This window comes from Draconibacterium sediminis, assembly GCF_000949475.1.
GTDB classification, from domain to species: Bacteria; Bacteroidota; Bacteroidia; order Bacteroidales; family Prolixibacteraceae; genus Draconibacterium; species Draconibacterium sediminis.
Genome location: NZ_JRHC01000005.1, coordinates 359,810 through 379,595 on the forward strand (window position 1 = coordinate 359,810; position 19,786 = coordinate 379,595).

The window sequence follows — 19,786 nt, forward strand, 5'->3', positions numbered from 1 at the left end:
GAACGACTAGCCAATACAAAAATCAGGGATGAACAACCGTTCATCCCTGATTTTTTATTATGCCAAATGATCTGTCATCCCGGCGGTTGTCGGGGCAAGTTCCGTCAACTCCTTACAGTTCCATTGCAGATGCAGGTTTATAATCTTTAACTTTTTGAATATTGAGCAAGAGACAGATTCCACTCTCGTTTCTTGTTCGAAATGACAGCCATTTCAAACGATCAGCGACCAGTACCTCCGCTGCCGAACGATTGTATCGTGTGGCTTAGCACAGGCTGAAGAAGAAATATTGCTTGAATATAGGAACGTGCAGTGGCAGAGAAGCAAAGTTATCATAATGGCACAGTAATTGCAAAACATAAAAATAATTTCAAAAAATTAAAACCCAATTAGCATGAAAAACTCAAAAAGACACAAGTTTTTAATCGCAGGTTTCATTTTTATCTTATTCACATCAGTAAATACACTAAACGCCCAAAACAAAACCTATTTGGGAATTGATTTTGTGAATGAAGTTGCCGACAAAGAGCATATACTTCCTGGTGTTGGACTAAATATCGCCAGAACTGTTGGCAAACATAGTGGAATAGAAGCCGGAGTTTATTATCGTACTTACTTACAACCAATATCGTTTAGCTTGGAAAGGTATTATTTCGATACCGATATTCGCGAAAGCCATTTGTCGATCCCCATTCTTTACAAGTTTTCCTCACGAATTGTAAATTTCTCTGCCGGCCCAAGCTTTGAGGTTTTTCTTGGTTGGAAGCAGACGTCGGAGACCGGAGAGGTAGAAGTTGAATCGTATGAGATTGATCCCAAATACAATTTAGGGGTTATGGCAAAGCTCGGAAAAGACATTAAATTATCGGAGAAATTAGTGTTTGAACCGGAGCTTCGCTTTAATCCGATTTTCAATCTTGAGCGCGTTTATGTGGGCTTAGGTTTAAGGTTAAAACTTGATATATAATATTTGAGTAAGCCGGGAACTTTCTAAAGACACTACATTGGAAGATAATTAGCAACAAATAACTGAATTTGTATCGTGGAATTTAAAAGCTGTTTCTTAATTTAGGAACAGCTTTTAATATAATACGCTGATGAAAAGAAGCCTGGTAATCCTATTCCTGTTGATTGTTGGTTTTAATGCAGCTAATGCTCAGTTTGCTCAAAATAATGCTATTTATTATTCCGACGGTTTGAATTTTGGTAACTACTATGGCGTGGATGTCAATTTGAACTATGTATATAAAGAAAAGTATTCAGTAAAGGTTGGATACATTTATAACCGACGTAAACCGAAGTCTCAACCCGATGACTATTCAACAGGTTTGGCCAATGCTCTACTTTTTGGAGCAACCAGTCCGCACGACCGAATGGAAAATTACCAACTGGCTATTGGGAAAATATACCGTATTAACGAAAATAGATCGATAAGGCTCAATTTGTCATTCGGATTGGCTTACACCGTAATCAGGGAACCTGAAAATTGGCAAAAAACAACGTCGGGATTCTTAGCTGAAAATTATAGCTGGAATTACGAAAAACAAAATACGGTTAGTTTGGTAATAAATCCACGAATTGAATTTCCATTTACAAGAGTTTACGGATTTTCCGTATCTCCAATGGTTCAGATAAATAAAGACAGAACCTGTTTTGGTATTGGCGTAGGGCAAATGATTGGCTTATTAAGAAGCAGAGACTACTAAACACAACCACAATATTGTGCGAACTGAGCTGGTGAAGAACAATTACCAGTTTTATAAATTATTGTTCGAATTCAAATGTTTGTTAATAACCGCAAGCAACTGTTCGCGGGTAAGTGGTTTACCCACAAAATCGTCGCAGCCGGCTTCAAATGCTTTCACTTTATCATCGTCGGAAACATAGGCCGTTTGTGCAATGATCTTAATTCCGGGAGCCACCGTTTTTATTCTTCGTGTAGCCTCGTAGCCACTTATGTCGGGTAGCCCAATATCCATCAGCACCAGAGCGGGCAATGTCGCACAGGCTACATCAACAGCTTCTTCTCCGTATTCGGTGCACTGTAGATTGAGACCGGTATCGGAAAGTATTTTTTCAATCAGGCGTGTGTTGGCAAGGTTATCTTCCACCAGTAAAATGGTTTCATTATTAAAACGGTATTCTTTCCCGTTAACGGTGGTATTTTGTTTTACCGCTTTTGCTTCGGCTTTCTGGTAAGGAATGCTAAAATAAAAGGTGGTTTCTCCGCTTTGCCCACTTGTCTGGTTTTCCTGTACCGACTCGAGCGTGATTGTTCCTCCCAGCAGATCCAGCAAACCTTTTACAATCGACAATCCCAATCCGGTGCCGCCGTATTGTTTCTTTTTATCGGTATGCAATTGGGTAAACCGTTCGAAAATGGCTTGCTGTTTTTCTGCCGGAATACCAATTCCTGTATCGCGCACATAAAACTGTATGGTGTTGTTATCAGCAACGGAGCACCCTCCTTCAATTCTTCCTTCGTTGGTAAATTTAAAGGCATTACTGATCAGATTAATCAGTATTTGGCGCAGTTTGCCTTTGTCAGTAATAATGGAATCGTGCAGATTCGTGCAGGTTTTTAAATCAAACTGCACGTGCGATTTGTTAATCTGGCGTTGGTATTCCTGAAAGAAGGTTTTGAGTTCGGTAAACAGCTCGTTTAAACAAAACGATTCTTTAAATAGCGGCAGTTGCCCCGATTCTATTTTGGCAATTTCAAGAATATCGTCGATAATACCCAGCAGGTTGTTCGAGCTTTGATTAATAATATCGGAGTATTGTATCAGCTGTTCCTTGTTGTTGTACGAATACGGCAGCAACGACGAAAATCCGATAATAGCATTCATGGGGGTGCGAATCTCGTGGCTCATATTCTGTAAAAAGGCGGTTTTCAGACGGTTGTTTTCTTCGGCCTGTTCTTTTGCAACAATTAATGCCCGGGCCGCTTTTTTTCGTTGGGTAATATCGTGTATAACCGAGTGGAAAACGATCTTGTTATCAATTTCAACCCGGCTGCTGAAAACTTCAACATCGCGTATTTCGTTGTTTTTTAAACGGTGCCTGAACTCAAAACGGATACTTCCTTTTTCTTTCAGATTTGTAAATTCTTTTTTGATATTTTCTTCCGATAGTGTATTGATTTCATTAATGGTCATATTCTGAAGTTCCTCTCTGCTCCAGCCATAAAAGCGGGTTGCCGATTTGTTGGCATCAACGATTCGCGATGTTTCGGGGTCGATCAATAATTTTATTGCCGAATGATCTTCAAATAACTTCCTGAATTTTTCTTCGCTTCTTTGTAATGTTTTTTCTGCCTCACGCCGCTTAGTTTCTTGTTTTAAAACATTTCTCACTTTAGCCAGCGAATAAAAGTAGAATGCCAGGGCAAGCAGTAACAGGAAAAAGGCAATAAAAGAATGATTTCGGAAACGGGTAAGGGCATTAAAAATATCCGCTTCGCGCGATGATATGAGTATGGTCCAGTAGGTATTTCCCAGTGATGTGCGATAAAAGGTAACATATTGTTCTTCAACAACAGCCTCTCCGTAACTGGTATCAACACTATGATAACTTTTAATAATTCCGCTGCTGTCGCGGGTAATATCTGACATTAGTTGCCCGGCAATTCCGTGGTGCTCTGTGTTATCAATATATGTTCGCCCGGTGTGTTCTTCATTCGAGCAGTAAATTTCAGTTCCATTTTCGCTAAGCAGCCAGGTTTGGCCGGTGCCGCGGGTTTTAATATTGCCCAGGTATAATTCTCCTAATTTATGCATTGGTATAAGGATGGCAAGACTACCTTCAAAATCAGATTCGTTAAACACCGGGTAATGATACGCAATGCATAAATAGCCCTGAACCGACATAAATACATCGCTGATAACGGGTTGGTGCGTTTTCATAACCTGTTTTACATGCTCCTGGTACGAGATATCGTTGCCAATTACATCCGGGTTTTCGGGGTAGGTAGACAGAATGACACCCGAAGAGTCGATGCGGGTGATGGCTGCCAAAACAGAGCCGTGTGCATTGTAGTAGCTTTGTAATATTTTTTTGCTGTCGTTTGTTCCGCTAATAACATCTTCGAGGTTTGAGAGGAATTTTAAATCGGCTTCCGAGTCGCTAAAAAAAGAGCTGATTCCCATCGAGGCTGTCCGGGCCAGAATCAATTGCTCGTTATTGAATTCGTTAATTGTGGTGAGTTTAATATTGCGGTATACTAAAAAGAAAACAATGGAGAATAACGTTAGCAGAATTGGAATAAACAGGTAACGGTGAAACGATTTTATTTTTGTGATTAACGAGTAATTCATGAGCTATGGTTATTTACCCACTTCCATTCTGCTATTTGGGTAAAGGGTTGTTTTATAAACGATAAAGCTATATAGAATTATTGTTGTACACAATACCGGGCAAATAAAATTGTATTCGTTGCTATACTTCTTCCAAATACACAAAAGCCATTCATCGAAACAGGTTCGCTACTTGTTTCATTTTATAAATCAAGTTGCGAGTTACGAGTATTGAGCAAAAAGTGTTTTCATCAATCTCCTCAATCTTATTCAATCTCTATCAATCTTTTTTAAAAGTTAATCTCCAAAACTCCGCCTTGTACCAATTCAGTGTGGTTAACGAAGAACGACTTTTGCTTTTTACCGTTTAGCGAAATGCTTTTTATTTTATCGCCCGAGCCCGATTTTTTGATGATAAGTTCCGATCCGGGGTAGAAGTTCTGATCCAGCTGAATCTTCACTTCATCAAAAACAGGTAAGGCAATGGCATAATTCATATCACCCGGCAAAACGGGGTAAATACCCATCATCGAATACACGATCCAGGTCGACATGGTACCGGTATCGTCGTTACCCGGCAGCCCGTCAGGTGCATTTTTAAAGTAGGTGGCCATTAATCGGTTCAATTCTTTTTGGGCGCGCCACTCTTCACCTTTTATGTAGTTAAAAAGCCAGGGGTAATGAATATCGGGTTCGTTGGCCATATCAAAATGACCGTCATCAAAAATAGCCTGCAGTTTTTTTACAAATTCCTTTTTGCCGCCGTTTAAGGCGATCATTCCATCCATGTCGTGGTGTGCACAAAAGGTATACTGGTAGGCATTTCCTTCGTGGAATCCCGGACTTGGCTCAAAATTCTCTCCCTGACGCGGGTTAAAATCAGGCATAAACTCACCGTTCTCCAGTTTCGGACGGATAATTCCAAACTCCTTATCGTAATAGTTTTTGTAGCCTCTCGATTGTTGCAGAAAACGTTCGTAATCGTCATCTTTACCCAGTTCTTTTGCGAGTTGTGCCAGGTTCCAGTCGGCAATGTAATACTCCAGTGCATGCGACACCGAATTATCGTACTGCGACATTAGCGGCACATAACCATGCGAAATATAATGGTCGATATCCGGGCGGATTTTGTTTTCAGCACCGGGAGTGGTTGCCGATTTGTACATGGCTTCATAAGCCTTTTCAATGTCAAAATCGCGGATGCCACGAAACCAGGTGTCGACAATTACCGGTAGGGCAGGGTCGCCTTCCATAACGTGTGTTTCGGTGCTGTTTAGCTCCCAGCGCGGCAGCCAGCCACTTTCGTCGTACATTTCTATCATCGATTGAACCGCATTCAGTTGCTGCTGGGGAAATGCAAGGCTCATAAAAGGATGCAAATTCCGGTAAGTATCCCACAGTGAAAATACGGTGTAGCGTTCGCCGTTTGGGTGGGTTTTTATCTCAAACGACTCCATAGCCGGATACTGTCCGTTCACATCGCTTAAAATATTTGGATGAATCTGAATGTGGTACAAACCGGTGTAGAAAACTGTTTTCTGATCATTGGTTCCGCCTTTTACGGTAATCGTCGACAATGCTTCGTTCCACTTTTTTTCCGCTTGTTTGCGGGTAGCTTCAAAATCAAAATCTTTCGATTCGTAGTTCAAATTCAATCGGGCGTTTTCGATACTTACGTACGAAATACCCACTTCAACCAGAATTTCTTCATTGGCTTTGGTGTTAAAAGTAAACCAGCTTCCAATGCTGTCGCCCGCCATTTCGGCCTTGAAATTTTTATAGTATTTTATTTTATCACTTGTTGCCGACCAGGCTGCTTCGGGCCCCATTTTTGGCATTTTCTTCCACACACCAAATTCTTCGGCCGGTTTGCTAAAACGGGCCACAAAATAAACCGGGCGTTCGGTGCCGTCGTTGTAACAAAAAGTACCGGTCATTCGCCAGCCTTCAATTTCACGATTGTTTACAATTTTAATTGATGCGCCGCTTTCGTTGGTTAAGCCGTTGCCAAGGTCAATCAGAATATTCGATTGCCCGGCCGGAAAGGTAAAACGGCTGATTCCTGTTCGTTCCGTTGCCGAAACTTCAGTATTGATAGCGTATTTATTCAGGTAAGTAGAATAATATCCCGGGTGGGCTACCTGCTTGCTCATTTCCGATCCGTATTCGCGGTGATCACCGTTAACATCGCCCGTTGTTGGCATCAAAAGAATTACGCCCAACTCGGGGCAGCCAACACCACTTAGGTTTACGTGCGAGTAGCCTGTAAAATATTTATTGTCCCACGAATAGGGTGTTGACCACCAGCCATTGTCCTTGTCGTGTTTGTTTAAGGGCGAATTGCCGCTCACATTAAAAGGCACCACCGATACAATTCCGCGCGGAACTACAGCCCCGGGATTGGTTGTTCCGTAGTTGGTTGTTCCGATAAAAGGATTCACCCAATCAGCCGGAGTTTGTGCCAAAATAGTTTGTGCGCAAAACAAAAGGGCGAATAACTGGAGGGCTATCTTTTTTAGATTATTCATTTTGGTATTGTAGTTTTTAAATATTTTACAAAGTGCAAATATAAACATATCTTTAGCCTATAATAACGAAAGTGCAGTTATCATGAACAAGTTAATTACATTTTTATTGGCCTGTGTATTTTTTGTTTCCTGTGGTGTACAAAAAAAGGCGAATGACGAAACAGCATCAGCAATAAACGTGATGGCCTATTACGTTCCACGCGAAGGCTACATGCCCGATCAGTTGCCGCTGGATCAGTTAACGCATATCATTTTTAGCTTTAGTAAAGTTATTGATGGAAAGATGCAGTTTAGGAATGAGAAAGCCGATTCAATTATGAAACAGCTGGTGGCACAAAAGGGAAAGTACCCACACTTAAAAGTAATGATTGCTTGTGGCGGCTGGACGGCCGATGGTTTTTCCGATGCAGTTTATACCGAAGAAAGCCGGACAAAGTTTATAGCCAGCACCATCGATTTTATTGAGAACTACCGGTTGGATGGGGTAGATATCGACTGGGAATATCCGGGAATTCCGGCAGGTGGCACAAAAGCACGCCCCGAGGACAAAGAAAACTTTACCCTTTTGATGAAAGGTTTGCGTGAAGCACTGGATCAACTCGATCGCCCGCAAACACTAACTTTTGCTTCGGCAGGGTGGAAGCGCTACTATAATAATGTGGAATTGCTGGAGGTAATGAAATACGTTGATTACATGAACATAATGACCTACGACCAGGCCGGTGGAGCAACAAAGTTTGCTACACACCACACAGCCCTGGGGCACCGTTCACTGGCAGATATTGCCGAAACTCCTCTTGGCGTGGCAATGACATTGCAAAATGCGGAATTGGCTGAAGGCGAAGACATGTGGGAACCTCAGTCGGCCGAAGAAATTATCCGTTTTTGTGTGGAAAAAGGTGTCGATACGAAACAGATAGTAATTGGTGCCGCATTTTACGGCCGTGGCTGGAAAGGTGTTCCACCCGAAAACAATGGTTTATACCAACCCAATACCGGCCCCATTAGCGGAGGAACATCGTATTCCGTTCTCTTAACTGATTTTACTGAGGCCGATGGTTACGAAAAACACTGGGATCCGGTGGCCAAAGCGCCGTTCCTTTATAATCCAACTGATAGCATTTTTGTTACCTACGACGATACCGTTTCGGTAAAACTAAAAACACAATACGCCAAAGAAAATAAGCTGGGCGGAATTATGTTCTGGCAACTCAGCAGCGATAGTAAAGACGATGCCAGTTTATTAAAGGCAATTTACACCGAGGCAGCAAAAAAGTAGCTTCAGGCATGGCACATCGTTTTTGATTGCTAAATTTGTGCTAGAAGCTATAGCCACATGGAGGACTTTTCTTTACTATATTCTTATTTCGAAAAAATTGGTAATCGCGAATTGACTGATACCGAAAAGGAGGAGATCGTGTCGGTTTTCAGAAAAGAAACGTTTAACAAGAAACAACGGATTTTTAATGCCGGTGATGAAAATACACGTCATTATTATATCGAAAAAGGATTGCTTCGCATGTACATTATCGACCAAAGCGGGAAAGAGTTTAACCTGCTTTTTGGTAAAGAACGGCAGTGGCTGGGCGATTTAAGTACTCCCGCAACCACATCGTATTATTTAGAGGCCGTAGAGAAAACCACCGTGTTTTCAATATCAGAATCTGCTTTTGCTTCCATTATGAGCAAATACACCGAATTAAGTGCAAATATCAGGCGCTCGTATATCTTCCTGCAAAAACGATTCGTGGCTATCCTCTCCAAAACTGCAGAAGAGAATTACGAGGAGCTTTTAAATAATGATCCCGATCTTGTTCAGCGCCTTCCGCAATACCATATTTCGTCTTATCTGGGAGTTACTCCCGTGTTTTTGAGTAAAATTATCGCTAAAAGAGCAAGAAAAAAAGACTGATAGGTGTTTTATTAAACTAGTTTATTTTTTTCGTGTCAAATCCCCCGTATGTTTGCAGTAGAAATTTATTAGTAAACATTAAACAAAATTGAAAATGAAAAAATTAGCTACATTATTAGTACTTGCAATAGCGATAACAACAGCAAGTTTTGCATCGAATGGAAATGGCGATAAAACAACTTACAACGTTGACACAAAAGCCAGTAAAGTATATTGGACAGGTAAAAAAGTTACAGGTGAACATACCGGTTACCTTAACCTGGCCGGAGGAGAAGTTTTTGTTGAAGGCAAAGAGGTTACCGGCGCCAACCTGAATATGGATGTAACTTCAATTGAAGTGACCGACCTTCAGGGAGAGTGGAAAGACAAATTGGTAGGTCACCTGAAATCAGACGATTTCTTCTCAGCAGAAAAGCACCCGGTGGCCAACTTTAAAATTACTTCATACAACAACGACAAAGTGGTTGGAGACCTTACCATTAAAGGAATTACAAACGAAGTATCGTTCCCTGCAGAAGTAAAAGTTGACGGCGATGTGTTAACCGCAACAGGTACAGCCACTATCGACCGTACAAAATGGGATATTAAATACGGTTCAGGAAAATTCTTCAGCGATTTGGGTGATAACATGATCAAAGATGAATTCGAGATTAAATTTGAATTGAAAGCTACAGCCTCAGAAGGAACAACTTCGAGCAAGTAAGATAATACGCCATACGAAAACAACAAAACAAGTAAGGTTCGGAAGAAGGGAGTTAGTGAGGAGTTTGTGATGGAGAGAACCTTGGCCGGTGTCTGAAAATGCTATTAGTGCATAACCGGGCACCGGCTTTTCTTTTAAAGAAAGTATCGAAAAAATTTGATTACCACCCCGGATGCCCAAAGCGGGACTGTTCCTCGCCGCCGGTTGGCGGAAGGTTTGCAATGACAAAAGTTTTACAGATGCGGATTCCCAAACAAATGAATGATTAAAAAGAGAAAGCAATGAAAACAATAGTATATAAATCAGATTCGAGAGGATATGCCAACCACGGTTGGTTAGAGGCAAGACACAGTTTTAGTTTCGCGAATTATTTCGATCGCGAGCGAATGAATTTCGGGGTGCTGCGCGTGTTAAACGACGATGCCATTGCAGGCGGACAAGGTTTTGGAACACATCCGCACGATAACATGGAAATCATAACCATTCCGCTGGAAGGCGATCTGGAACACAAAGATAACATGGGCAACCAGGCCGTTATCCGCGAAGGCGATGTACAGGTGATGAGTGCCGGAACAGGTGTTTACCACAGCGAGTTTAACCATCATCCGGATAAAACATTAAAGCTTTTCCAGATTTGGTTGTTTCCCAACAAACAAAATGTACAGCCGCGTTACGATCAGATCTCGATTCGCGACGTGGCCGAAAAGAACAAATTGTACCAGGTGCTTTCGCCTAACCCCGACGATCAGGGCGTGTGGATCCACCAGGATGCATGGTTTTTCCTGGGTAATTACGATGCCGGAAAAACAGATTCGTACACGATTAAAAAAGCCGGAAACGGAATTTATATAATGGTTATAGAGGGAGAGGTGAACGTTTCAGGTACCGATTTGTCGAAACGTGATGCAATAGGAATTTGGGACGTGGAATCGGTTGATATTACGGCTTCATCAGATGCCCGGATATTGCTGATGGACCTGCCCATGCAGATGAACTAAAGAATAAGTAATATGGAAGTTATGACGAAGTATAAGATTCATCCTTTATTGGAGAAAAGATGGAGTCCGCGGGCCTTTTCGCCCGAACCCATTGCCGAGGAGGATGTGAATGAAATTTTTACAGCAGCATCGTGGGCAGCCAGTGCTATGAATGAGCAGCCCTGGCAATATGTATATGCCATGCGCGGCACGCCGGGGTTCGATGCCCTCTGGGATTGTCTGGCAACAGGTAACAAACCCTGGACAAAACATGCGGCCGTTTTATTTGTGGCCATAAAGGTTGATACGTTCTCGGATACTGGTAAGCCCAATAAATGGGCGATGCACGATGTGGGTATGGCCAATGCCCAGTTGTTGCTTCAGGCAACCAGCAAAGATATTTACGGTCACCTGATGGCCGGTTTTGGCAGCGATCAGGTTAAAGAGCTTTTACAGCTGGATGATAATCTTACTCCGGTGTGTATGGGTGCCCTGGGATATTTGGGCGAAGCCGATGAGCTGGATGAGCCATACCGCTCGAGAGAAAAAGCACCGCGTACCAGAAAAGATTTAGATGAATTCGTGAGGAAGATTTAGAATGAATCATGTGAAATCCCCGGTGGAGAAAAAATATCTTATTCAAAAAGTTTTAAGATTAAAATAGGCTACGAATCAGAAGAAAGATGCTTATGTCTTATCAGACCGATTTTACTATTTGGCTTAGCCCAAATAGTAAACACAAAACCCAAGGCTGCGCCCGCTTCCCACGGAAAAGCTACGCAATGCCGGCTAAAATTCCTGAAACTTCCCGATGCTACGATCGGGACAGGCAGTCGTACCTCCTCAAACATCAGTAATTTTTAACGCCGTCACCGCTTATTTTCCGGCTCACCGGACGAGGCCAGGCTCGGATGTCGCTAACGTTGCATTAGTGGACGGCCTCTTTTGGTGGTTGCCCGGAGTTGAAGTAAGACAAAAATGAAGGCCTCCGGCAGGAAAAATAACAATTCCTCGACTGCTCTTAAATTTTACTCCAGCGGATTTTTTAAATTGATCCTTTGTAATCGATTTCTGGTACGCACTTCACGAAAAATCCCGGCTTGTTTTCAAGCCGGGATTTATTTTGTACTTTATAAAAAGTGTTCTTCTTTATCGATACAAATTCAGTTTATAATTCTCTGATTTTAACGTTTTGGAACCATACGGTATAACCATGGTCCTGCAAACCGATAAAACCATCTTTAGCAATTCCTTCCTGGAAACCTTCAAAGCTTTTGAATTTGCTGTTTTCCACCAATTGGTCCCACTCATCGGTCCAGTGGCTGTACGAAACAACTTCAGTACCATTCATTGATACGGTAACTTTTCCGTCTTTAACTTTTATTACACAGGTATTCCATTCACCTGCCGGATTAACGGTTTCAGGATCGGCCGCAATCATATCGTACAACGAACCGGCCAGGTGGCTGTCTATTTTATTGTCCGTAGCGTCTTTATTGTCGAGCACCTGAATTTCCGGAGCGGCATAATAAATCGGTTTTCCGGGCAACTCGCGTACATAATAGAAAATTCCGGAGTTGGCCATTTTACCGGCTTTCCAATCAATCGAGAATTCAAAATCCTTGTACTTCTCTTTCTGGAAAATAATATCGCCATTGGCTCCCTGTCCCGGCTCTTTACCTTCTCCGGTAAACACTTTCATAGCGCCGTCTTCTATCTCCCAGTTAGCAGGCATAGCTGTTCCGTTGTATTGACGCCAGCCGTCAAAATCTTTACCGTTAAACAGCAAAACCCAGCCTTCTTTTTTCTCTTGCGAGGTCAGTTTGTTTGCTTTTTTCGAAAACGCAGGATTGGCAATCAGCAAAGCTGCCATCACGGCGAAACTGTAAAAAATACTTTTTCTCATGATAAATTTATTGAAATTACGGTTTAATTGATATGCCTTAAAGATAGCAAAAACAATTGCTGCCTGCCAAGAAGATCGGGCCTTTCTGTCGATAAATATTTTTACAGCGGATGGCTTTCCAAATTTAGCCGGGTAGCGAGGCAGAAAATTAGGAGGGGGCTTTTACTTCGGTTTACAAATCTTCTGGTTAGGCCGGTGGTAAACATTTGGTCTCTTTTAGCTGGCAAACCACGTGGTGTTTGTTTTCGCTGTAGATGCATAAAAGCCCCGATTCTTTAATCTTTTTTAGGGTAAGCTCACGAGGCTGATGCCCGTCTTCAATAACAATAATACCGTTAAACAGTACGATACGTGCCAGTTCGCGGATCAGCTCCGTTGGTTGTTCAATCATATGAAACATATCGAGGGCGTAAACCACATCGGCAATGCGGTTGGGCAGGGCACACGAATAAGCGTTGGCCTGAATGGCTTCCACATTACTCAGCCGGTGTTTTTCAATTTTGCGGTTTACGTTGCTGATGGCCATGGGATGAATATCGACGGCAAAAACCTTTCCGCCGGGGCCAACTTTCTCCGAGGCATTTTTTATGTAGCGTGCCGGCCCGCAGCCATAGTCAACCACAATTTGTCTCTCTTTTATCGGTAGGCGGCTAAAGTTTCGCTCCGATTGTCGGGCAAATAAATCCCTGAGTTTCATGGTAAAACTCATCAGCTTAAAAAACAGGTTGGGAATATTCTCGCGGCCATGGCCGGTAACTCTGTTAAGGTGTGTTGTGTGTGTAGTTTCCATTATTTCTTTTGTTTTTTGTTTGGCTGAAACAAAGGTAGGTAAGTGTCTGGAAATGAAAGAATATTTTGGATAAACAGGGGAGATTTTTCGATGAATGGCAAAGGAGCGTAGCGATGAAAGCAGTGCAAACGGGAAGTTGTTCCGGCTTGTTGGTGGCTTGCACCGCAATCTCCTTAACGTTACATCAAAACCACCGACCGAACATTGCAGCTGATTCCCCTCGCGAGGGAAAATGTCGATAGACAAAAGGGTAGGGAGATTCATATGTCAGTAGCTTGCACCGCAATTTTGGAGAGATTGCTTCTCTCGTTCCTCGCTCGCAATGACGATATGTTGTAATAGAATAGGGCAGCGGACAATAAATTAATTCATTCCGGCACGATTCACTACTGTCCGCTGCCTTGTACCAATAATAAACAAGTCATTACGATACCGATGAGTGAAACGAATCGGGAGAAGCAATCTCTGTTTTTGTCGATCAATGACAGGTAATTGCCCTTCTCCCCAAGGGAACCATAGATATTTCCTAAGGGATTGCCTTGATTGCTTAGGGAATATCTATCATCCCCAAGGGGATCATCGTTCTTCCCTTGGTAATTGCTCTTCTACCCAAAGGAATCATAGAGATTACCTAAGGGGGTGCCCTGATTACTTAGGGAATATCTATTATACCCAAGGTAATTATCCTTATTACCTCGGTAATAATTGTTCTACCCAAGGGTATTATTGCTCCGACAAGGACTGAATTCCTTTGTTGATGGCGGATTTCGAGATTGCTTCAGGCGTTTACCACCCCATCCGTCAGTCGACGGATACCCCCCTCCTGAGAGGAGGGGAAATTGGGCTTATGGTAGATCGGTTTTGTCATTGAGATATGAAGGTGAGCACGAACGTTTCTCCTCCTGTCGAGGAGGAGTACGCCCCGACGAGTCGGGGTGGGAGGTGGTGTTGATTTTCTAACTCATTTTCAAAAGGCTGTTCCGGAGGGCAGCCTTTTGTTTTGGCCGATGCCAGCGGCATCAGATGATTATAGCCAATGTGATTAGCGATTTATTCGAATCCGGCCGGAGTCGTACCTCCTGTTGTTCACCCTGGCTATAAACATACAAATCCTCCGGATTTTGTTTGGTCTTGCTTTTTAAACATAAGATGATTACATTTAAGCAATAAAATTTTTAACCGTTGAATACGTATCCTGAGATAAACAGACAAAAATTAATACTGTTTCCCCTGTTGGCAGATATTACTTTATTTTACTTCATAGATAGCGTAGTAGCCAACTTTTAGAAACATTATGCAAAAGATGAACACTAACATGATTAGTATAATTTTATATTAATAACATGGGAAGCGGAGCAAGAAACTATACTGACAAAACTTTAAAAAGACTATTTGGTCTATCAGGAAATCAATGTGCATTTCCTGGATGCAATGCTATTCTTGTAAATCAACGAAATGCTTTAGATTCGAATATATGCCATATTGAGGCAGCAAAAGAAGGTGGTGAAAGGTTTAATCTGAATATGACTGATGAACAAAGAGCTGATTATGAAAATTTAATTTTGCTCTGTCGCCAGCATCATGCTGAAACAAATGATGAGGTAGTTTATACTGTTGACGTATTAAAGGATATGAAACGATCTCATGAAAGTAATTATATGAATCAGCGGATAAATAATAATCCCTCGATGTTAAGAAATGCAATAAATGCCATTGCCGCGATTTCATTTGATGGAAGTGTTACGTCAGAATCATTAAACGTAATAAACCCTAAAGAAAAGCTTAGTTACAATTGTGTGAAAACTAACTACTCTTTGATACAAGAGTATAAAGTTTATCATGAAAAAATTAATATTCTCTATGATGAACTTGAGTCTCAAGGCTCAATAAAAAAGGAGAAACTATTGAACAACATAGAACAGCTTTATATTAGGATTAAAGGCAAATATGTATTAGATTCAAACGACCCAATAAATATAATTAGACAAAACGCTGATAATATTATAGATGACATATTTGATGAATTATATTTGCAACTAGAAAATTCTAATTTCTTTGATGAGGACATAGTTCTAGGAATTAGACTAATCATGGTAGATGCTTTTATTAGATGTAAAATACTTGAGGAACCTAAATGATAATAAGTAAAGACATAAATCCCGCAAAGGATTATTATTATCTTGGAGCTAAGGTAATTGAAATATTATCTAAATCTGAGAATAGAAAATATGATTTCTTTCTGGCTTATGAAGAATTAAAGTCCTCAGACAATGTATCTATCAATCTTTTTACACTTACTTTAGATTGGTTGTTTATTATCGGTGCTGTTGATAATTCAGAAAAAGGTTTTATTATAAAATGTTTCTAAAGCGACTTAATATATACAATGGAGATGTTCCAATTAGGGAGATACCTTTTCATAAGGGTATTAATTTAATTGTTGATGAAACTAAATCTCAGAATAAAACAGAATCGGGAAATAGTGTCGGGAAAACAACCGTTCTTAGATTGATTGATTTCTGTCTTGATGGTAATGGTAAGAATATTTATTTAGATCCTGAATTTAGAACAACAAATAAAAAAATAGAACAGTTTCTTAAAAGCAATAATATTAGAATATTGCTTACTCTTTGTAAAGACTTAGATGACGCCACTTCAAATGAAATTGAAATTGAAAGAAACTTTTTGAAATATAAAAGTAAAATACAAAAGGTAAATGGAGAAACCTTAAGTAATGATGACTTTCCAAAAGTTTTAAAGGATTTAATTTTCAATTCCCAGAGTGAGAAACCAACATTAAAGCAATTAAAATCAAAGAACATTCGTGATGAAAGAAACAAATTAATTCATACCCTTAAAGTATTGGATTCATTTACGACCGATGTAGAATATGAATTGCTTTTCCTATTTTGGCTAGGAATTGATACCGATTGCTCAAAAGATAAACTAGTTCGAGATAAAAACCTTGAAGAAAAATTACAAACAAGGCTAAGAAAAGAAAGTAATTTATCTCAAATTAATCAGTCTCTTATTATTGTAAACAAGGAGATTGCAGATTTAAATACTAAAAAAGAGTTTTTTAATTTAAATGATAAATATGAAGAAGAGTTGCAGCTTCTTAACCTGACAAAATCTCATATCAACCAGATATCAACTAAGCTTTCTCGGCTTGAATTAAGAAAAGAATTGATTCTGGAAAGTAAGATAAATTTAGAAAAGGATTATTCTGACCTTGATACTGAACAGATAAAAAGAATGTATGAGAGGGCTAAATCTCTTATCCCAAACGTTCAAAAAACATTTGAACAAACCTTGTCATTTCACAACGAAATGATACAGCAGAAAATTTCATATATTACAGAAGAACTTCCAAAACTAGAGGCTGATATTAATAAAGAAAGAAGGCATCTTAAATTACAAATAATAAAAGAAAAGACTCTTTCTGAATCCTTAAATAAATCTGGAGCTATTGATGACTTACAAATTATTATTAATGGATTGAATTCATATTACGAGAAAAAGGGTAATCTTGAAGAGCAAAAGCGGCTTTGGGAAAAATCAAATGATAATTTAAAACAGATTCAAAGTAAGCTTGACACGATTAATAAAAACATTTTATCAAAAGACGAATTGATTCAAGAAAGAATAACCGAATTTAATAAGTTCTTTTCAGATATTTCAAGTAGATTAGATGGACTACATTCATTATTAAGTGCGGAGAATGTCGATGGTGTTTACAAATTTAAGATAGGAAATATTGAAGGTAATCCTGGTACAGGAAGCAAGAAAAGTCAAATGGCTTCATTTGATCTTGCTTATATTAAATTTGCCGATTCTCTTGGAATACCCTGCCTTCATTTTGTATTACAAGACCAGATTGAAAACGTCCATTCTAATCAAATAACAAATTTGTTGACAGAAATCGTTGATGAAGTAAATTGTCAATATATTTTACCCGTACTACGAGATAAGCTTCCAACAGATATTGATATAGAACATTTTGAGATTTTATCTTTATCTCAATCCGACAAATTATTTAAAGTCGAATAAAGGTTTTGGATTGCCAAACGATTAATTTTACCAATGTTGACGAAAACTCCCTTGCTCCTCCCACTTTCCAATCATTGTGCAATTCGATAGAATTGAAAAGAACAAACTTTCAGCCTCTGGCTGAGGAACGGATTACATCCCGAAACTTCGGGACGCACCAGCAACTTAGTAACAACAAAGATCAAAGAAAACTTTCAGTTAACTCTCCCTCATTCCCTCTCTTTGTGAAGAGAGGGACGATTGTCCGCCAGCTGGCGGACAATCAGGGTGAGTCAATAAATTCTGAAGCAGATTTTGCTACTAATTTTCATTTGACATCATAAAAAAAAGCCGGCAAAACCGGCTTTCTTTAATCTATCTTGTTGCAAATACGGGTTTAGCCTTTTACTTTCTCAATCATGTGATTGATTACATGGGTATGCTCGTGCTGAGGGCTAAACATAACAATTTCGGCATCTTCGTTCACCTTTACATTATGCCCTGATGGCCAGTAGAAAAGATCTTTGGCCTTCACCGATTCCTCGACACCTTCGGCATCGGTGGTGGTAAGCACACCGCTAATTACGTAGCCCCAGTGCGGACACTGGCACATATTTCCTTCGAGCCCCATAAAAAGCGGGGTAGTATCGACACCCGCTGAGAGACTAAAATACTCGCCGCTGATTTTACCTAAACCGGTTGCATCGCCAAAATCGGTTTGCTGACGAATTATCGCGCCAGGAATCTCCATTTTGACTTCAATGTCATCTTTTAAAACTTTCATAATTGTTTCTCCTTGTTAGTTGGGATGAACTATCCGCTTCGGAAAGATATTGCTGCATCCGTTTCAGTCAATACCGGACTAGTATAACAGAGAACATGAAATAAGGACAATTGTTCGTTTTGCATCAGCGAGTAAGCCGATCGTAACACAGGGCGGAAATAAAAGGGATGGGTGAGATTGCTTCTCCGTCAGCTGACGGAAGGCACAATCAGCGTGAGTCCCCGCTCGCGCCGATTTGTAATCGGTGTGCAATTCGGTAGAATTGAAAAGAACAAACTTTCAGCCTTTGGCTGAGGTCCGGATTACATCCCGACACTTCGGGACGCACCAGCAACATAGCAGTAGCAAATATGCAAGTAAAATAAACTTTAAGCTAACTCTCCCTTATCCGTCAGCTGACGGAAGGCACAATCAGCGTGAGTCAATAAATTCTGAAACAGATTTTGCTACTGATTTTCATTTGACTTCATAAAAAAAAGCCGGCAAAACCGGCTTTCTTTATTATATCGTTGCAATGATTAGCAATCTGATCCTTTTCCTTCAGCTTGTTCTTTAAACCAGCTAAGCGGGTGCGAAGTCGGGCGCTCGATTGGCATACCGTAAATACGGTCGTTAACCAACGATGCCAGTACTCCCAATGCACGCGATACTCCAAACATTACGGTGTAGAAGGTGTATTCCTTAATTCCGTAGTGATACAGCAACGAACCGCTGTAAGCATCAACGTTAGGCCATGGATTTTTAATTTTTCCAACCGAACCCAAAATTGGAGGAACAACGCGGTACAACTGGTTAGCCAGGTTCACCATTTTGTCGTCTTTAATGTACTTGTTGGCAAATTCCTGTTGTGCGGTAAAACGTGGGTCGGTTTTACGCAATACAGCGTGTCCGTATCCCGGAATTACGCGGCCGCTCTCCAGTGTATGTTTACAGTATTCGGCCACCTGCTCGTCGGTAGGTGTATCGGTATCCAGTTCTTCGATCATTTCGAAAATCCAGAAAATAACATCCTGGTTCGCCAGTCCGTGTAATGGTCCGGCCAAACCGGTCATTGCAGCAGCGTAGCAGTAGTACGGATTACTCAGTGCCGAACCTACCAGGTGTGCAGTGTGTGCCGATACGTTTCCACCCTCGTGGTCGGCGTGAATGATCATGTACAAACGGAACAAACGACGAACTTCTTCCGAGTCGTGCCCCATCATGTGCGCCAGGTTACCCGCCCAGTCTAAACGTGGGTTAGGCTCAATGTGGTCGCTGTTAAAGAACTGGCGACGGTAAATGTAGGCTGCAATACGTGGTAAACGTGCAATCAGGTTCATTACGTCTTCGTAAGTAGCATCCCAGAAATATTTTTTGTTTACACCGGCGCGGTATGCTTTCTGGAAAGTCGACTCGGTTGCCATTGAAAGAATAGCCGCACTAAACTGTGTCATTGGTTTCGATGTTTTTGGCATCGCATCAATTACATCGAAGGTATGTTGCGGTACGTGTGCACGTGTAGCCAGGTCTCTCGACAGGTTCAAGGCATCTTCCTGCGACGGGATTTCCCCAATCAGCATCAGGTAAAGCAGTCCTTCAGGGATTGGTTCGCCATCAGGATTTATTTTTGGCAGTTTCTCGCGCAATTCAGGAATTGAATAACCTTTAAAACGGATTCCTTCTTCGGGATCGAGTTTTGAAGTGTCGGTAACCAAAAGCGGTATACCTTTCATTCCGGTTAATACTTGCCCGAGTTTTACTTCACCCAGTACCACATCGGCATGTTCACTTTTGAGTCTTTGGAACTCCTTAGCGCACTTATTCGCTTTCTGGTAAAATCTGTACTTAATGTATTCCATCTGTTATTGTTATTGATTTATTTA

At 40.9% G+C, this 19,786-nt stretch carries 16 protein-coding genes; 10 read left to right on the forward strand and 6 right to left on the reverse strand.

All coding sequences use genetic code 11. The annotated features are described in order from the left end of the window. The first annotated feature begins 394 nt into the window (after window positions 1-394). Entirely contained in the window at window positions 395-967 is a 573-nt protein-coding gene (locus LH29_RS18290; protein ID WP_045032540.1) for a porin family protein, read from the forward strand. A gap of 130 nt (window positions 968-1,097) precedes the next feature. Beyond that, entirely contained in the window at window positions 1,098-1,706 is a 609-nt protein-coding gene (locus LH29_RS18295) for a hypothetical protein (RefSeq protein ID WP_045032541.1), read from the forward strand. A gap of 51 nt (window positions 1,707-1,757) precedes the next feature. On the opposite strand, the gene LH29_RS24030 is transcribed toward LH29_RS18295, so the two are convergent. Continuing rightward, window positions 1,758-4,316 carry an ATP-binding protein gene (locus LH29_RS24030; protein WP_052671070.1) on the reverse strand — a complete coding sequence of 853 codons (2,559 nt, stop codon included), beginning with the start codon at window positions 4,314-4,316 and terminating at the stop codon, window positions 1,758-1,760. A gap of 269 nt (window positions 4,317-4,585) precedes the next feature. Further along, window positions 4,586-6,823, reverse strand: coding sequence for a GH92 family glycosyl hydrolase (locus LH29_RS18305; RefSeq protein WP_045032805.1), 2,238 nt, complete (start codon window positions 6,821-6,823; stop codon window positions 4,586-4,588). Between the two features lie 82 nt (window positions 6,824-6,905). On the opposite strand from LH29_RS18305, the gene LH29_RS18310 reads away from it, so the two are divergent. From LH29_RS18310 to LH29_RS18330, 5 genes are all read left to right on the forward strand, one after another. Beyond that, window positions 6,906-8,102 carry a glycoside hydrolase family 18 protein gene (locus tag LH29_RS18310; protein ID WP_045032543.1) on the forward strand — a complete coding sequence of 399 codons (1,197 nt, stop codon included), beginning with the start codon at window positions 6,906-6,908 and terminating at the stop codon, window positions 8,100-8,102. 57 nt (window positions 8,103-8,159) lie between these two features. Next, complete coding sequence (locus LH29_RS24035; protein WP_052671071.1) at window positions 8,160-8,735, forward strand: Crp/Fnr family transcriptional regulator; 576 nt, start codon at window positions 8,160-8,162, stop codon at window positions 8,733-8,735. A 94-nt stretch (window positions 8,736-8,829) separates the two neighbouring features. Continuing rightward, the gene (locus tag LH29_RS18320; protein WP_045032545.1) at window positions 8,830-9,438 is read left to right on the forward strand and encodes a YceI family protein; all 609 of its coding nucleotides are present in this window, start codon (window positions 8,830-8,832) and stop codon (window positions 9,436-9,438) included. 281 nt (window positions 9,439-9,719) lie between these two features. Further along, window positions 9,720-10,436, forward strand: a complete 717-nt coding sequence (locus LH29_RS18325; protein ID WP_045032547.1) for a pirin family protein — start codon at window positions 9,720-9,722, stop codon at window positions 10,434-10,436. A 21-nt stretch (window positions 10,437-10,457) separates the two neighbouring features. Further along, a complete protein-coding gene (locus LH29_RS18330) occupies window positions 10,458-11,012 on the forward strand; it encodes a nitroreductase family protein (RefSeq protein ID WP_198152498.1) in 555 nt (184 codons plus the stop codon). Window positions 11,013-11,583: 571 nt separating this feature from the next. On the opposite strand, the gene LH29_RS18335 is transcribed toward LH29_RS18330, so the two are convergent. Beyond that, window positions 11,584-12,321, reverse strand: a complete 738-nt coding sequence (locus LH29_RS18335) for a 3-keto-disaccharide hydrolase (protein WP_052671072.1) — start codon at window positions 12,319-12,321, stop codon at window positions 11,584-11,586. A gap of 187 nt (window positions 12,322-12,508) precedes the next feature. Then, window positions 12,509-13,111, reverse strand: coding sequence for a class I SAM-dependent methyltransferase (locus LH29_RS18340; RefSeq protein ID WP_045032551.1), 603 nt, complete (start codon window positions 13,109-13,111; stop codon window positions 12,509-12,511). A 1,343-nt stretch (window positions 13,112-14,454) separates the two neighbouring features. On the opposite strand from LH29_RS18340, the gene LH29_RS24040 reads away from it, so the two are divergent. Genes LH29_RS24040 through LH29_RS18355 form a run of 3 tightly spaced genes read left to right on the forward strand, consistent with a single transcriptional unit; the run spans window position 14,455 to window position 17,161 of the window. Next, window positions 14,455-15,249 carry an ABC-three component system protein gene (locus LH29_RS24040; RefSeq protein WP_052671073.1) on the forward strand — a complete coding sequence of 265 codons (795 nt, stop codon included), beginning with the start codon at window positions 14,455-14,457 and terminating at the stop codon, window positions 15,247-15,249. After that, window positions 15,246-15,479 carry an ABC-three component system middle component 6 gene (locus LH29_RS24825; RefSeq protein ID WP_045032553.1) on the forward strand — a complete coding sequence of 78 codons (234 nt, stop codon included), beginning with the start codon at window positions 15,246-15,248 and terminating at the stop codon, window positions 15,477-15,479. Before LH29_RS24040 ends, LH29_RS24825 begins: the two co-directional genes overlap by 4 nt. Next, window positions 15,470-17,161 (forward strand): DUF2326 domain-containing protein, encoded by a 1,692-nt coding sequence (locus LH29_RS18355; protein WP_045032555.1) that lies wholly within the window; start codon window positions 15,470-15,472, stop codon window positions 17,159-17,161. The genes LH29_RS24825 and LH29_RS18355 overlap by 10 nt, the downstream gene beginning before the upstream one ends. A gap of 376 nt (window positions 17,162-17,537) precedes the next feature. Here the strand turns inward: LH29_RS18355 and LH29_RS18360 are convergent, their stop codons facing one another. Beyond that, the gene (locus tag LH29_RS18360) at window positions 17,538-17,924 is read right to left on the reverse strand and encodes a cupin domain-containing protein (RefSeq protein ID WP_045032563.1); all 387 of its coding nucleotides are present in this window, start codon (window positions 17,922-17,924) and stop codon (window positions 17,538-17,540) included. A gap of 518 nt (window positions 17,925-18,442) precedes the next feature. Then, the gene (locus LH29_RS18365) at window positions 18,443-19,762 is read right to left on the reverse strand and encodes a citrate (Si)-synthase (protein ID WP_045032565.1); all 1,320 of its coding nucleotides are present in this window, start codon (window positions 19,760-19,762) and stop codon (window positions 18,443-18,445) included. Window positions 19,763-19,786 lie beyond the last annotated feature (24 nt).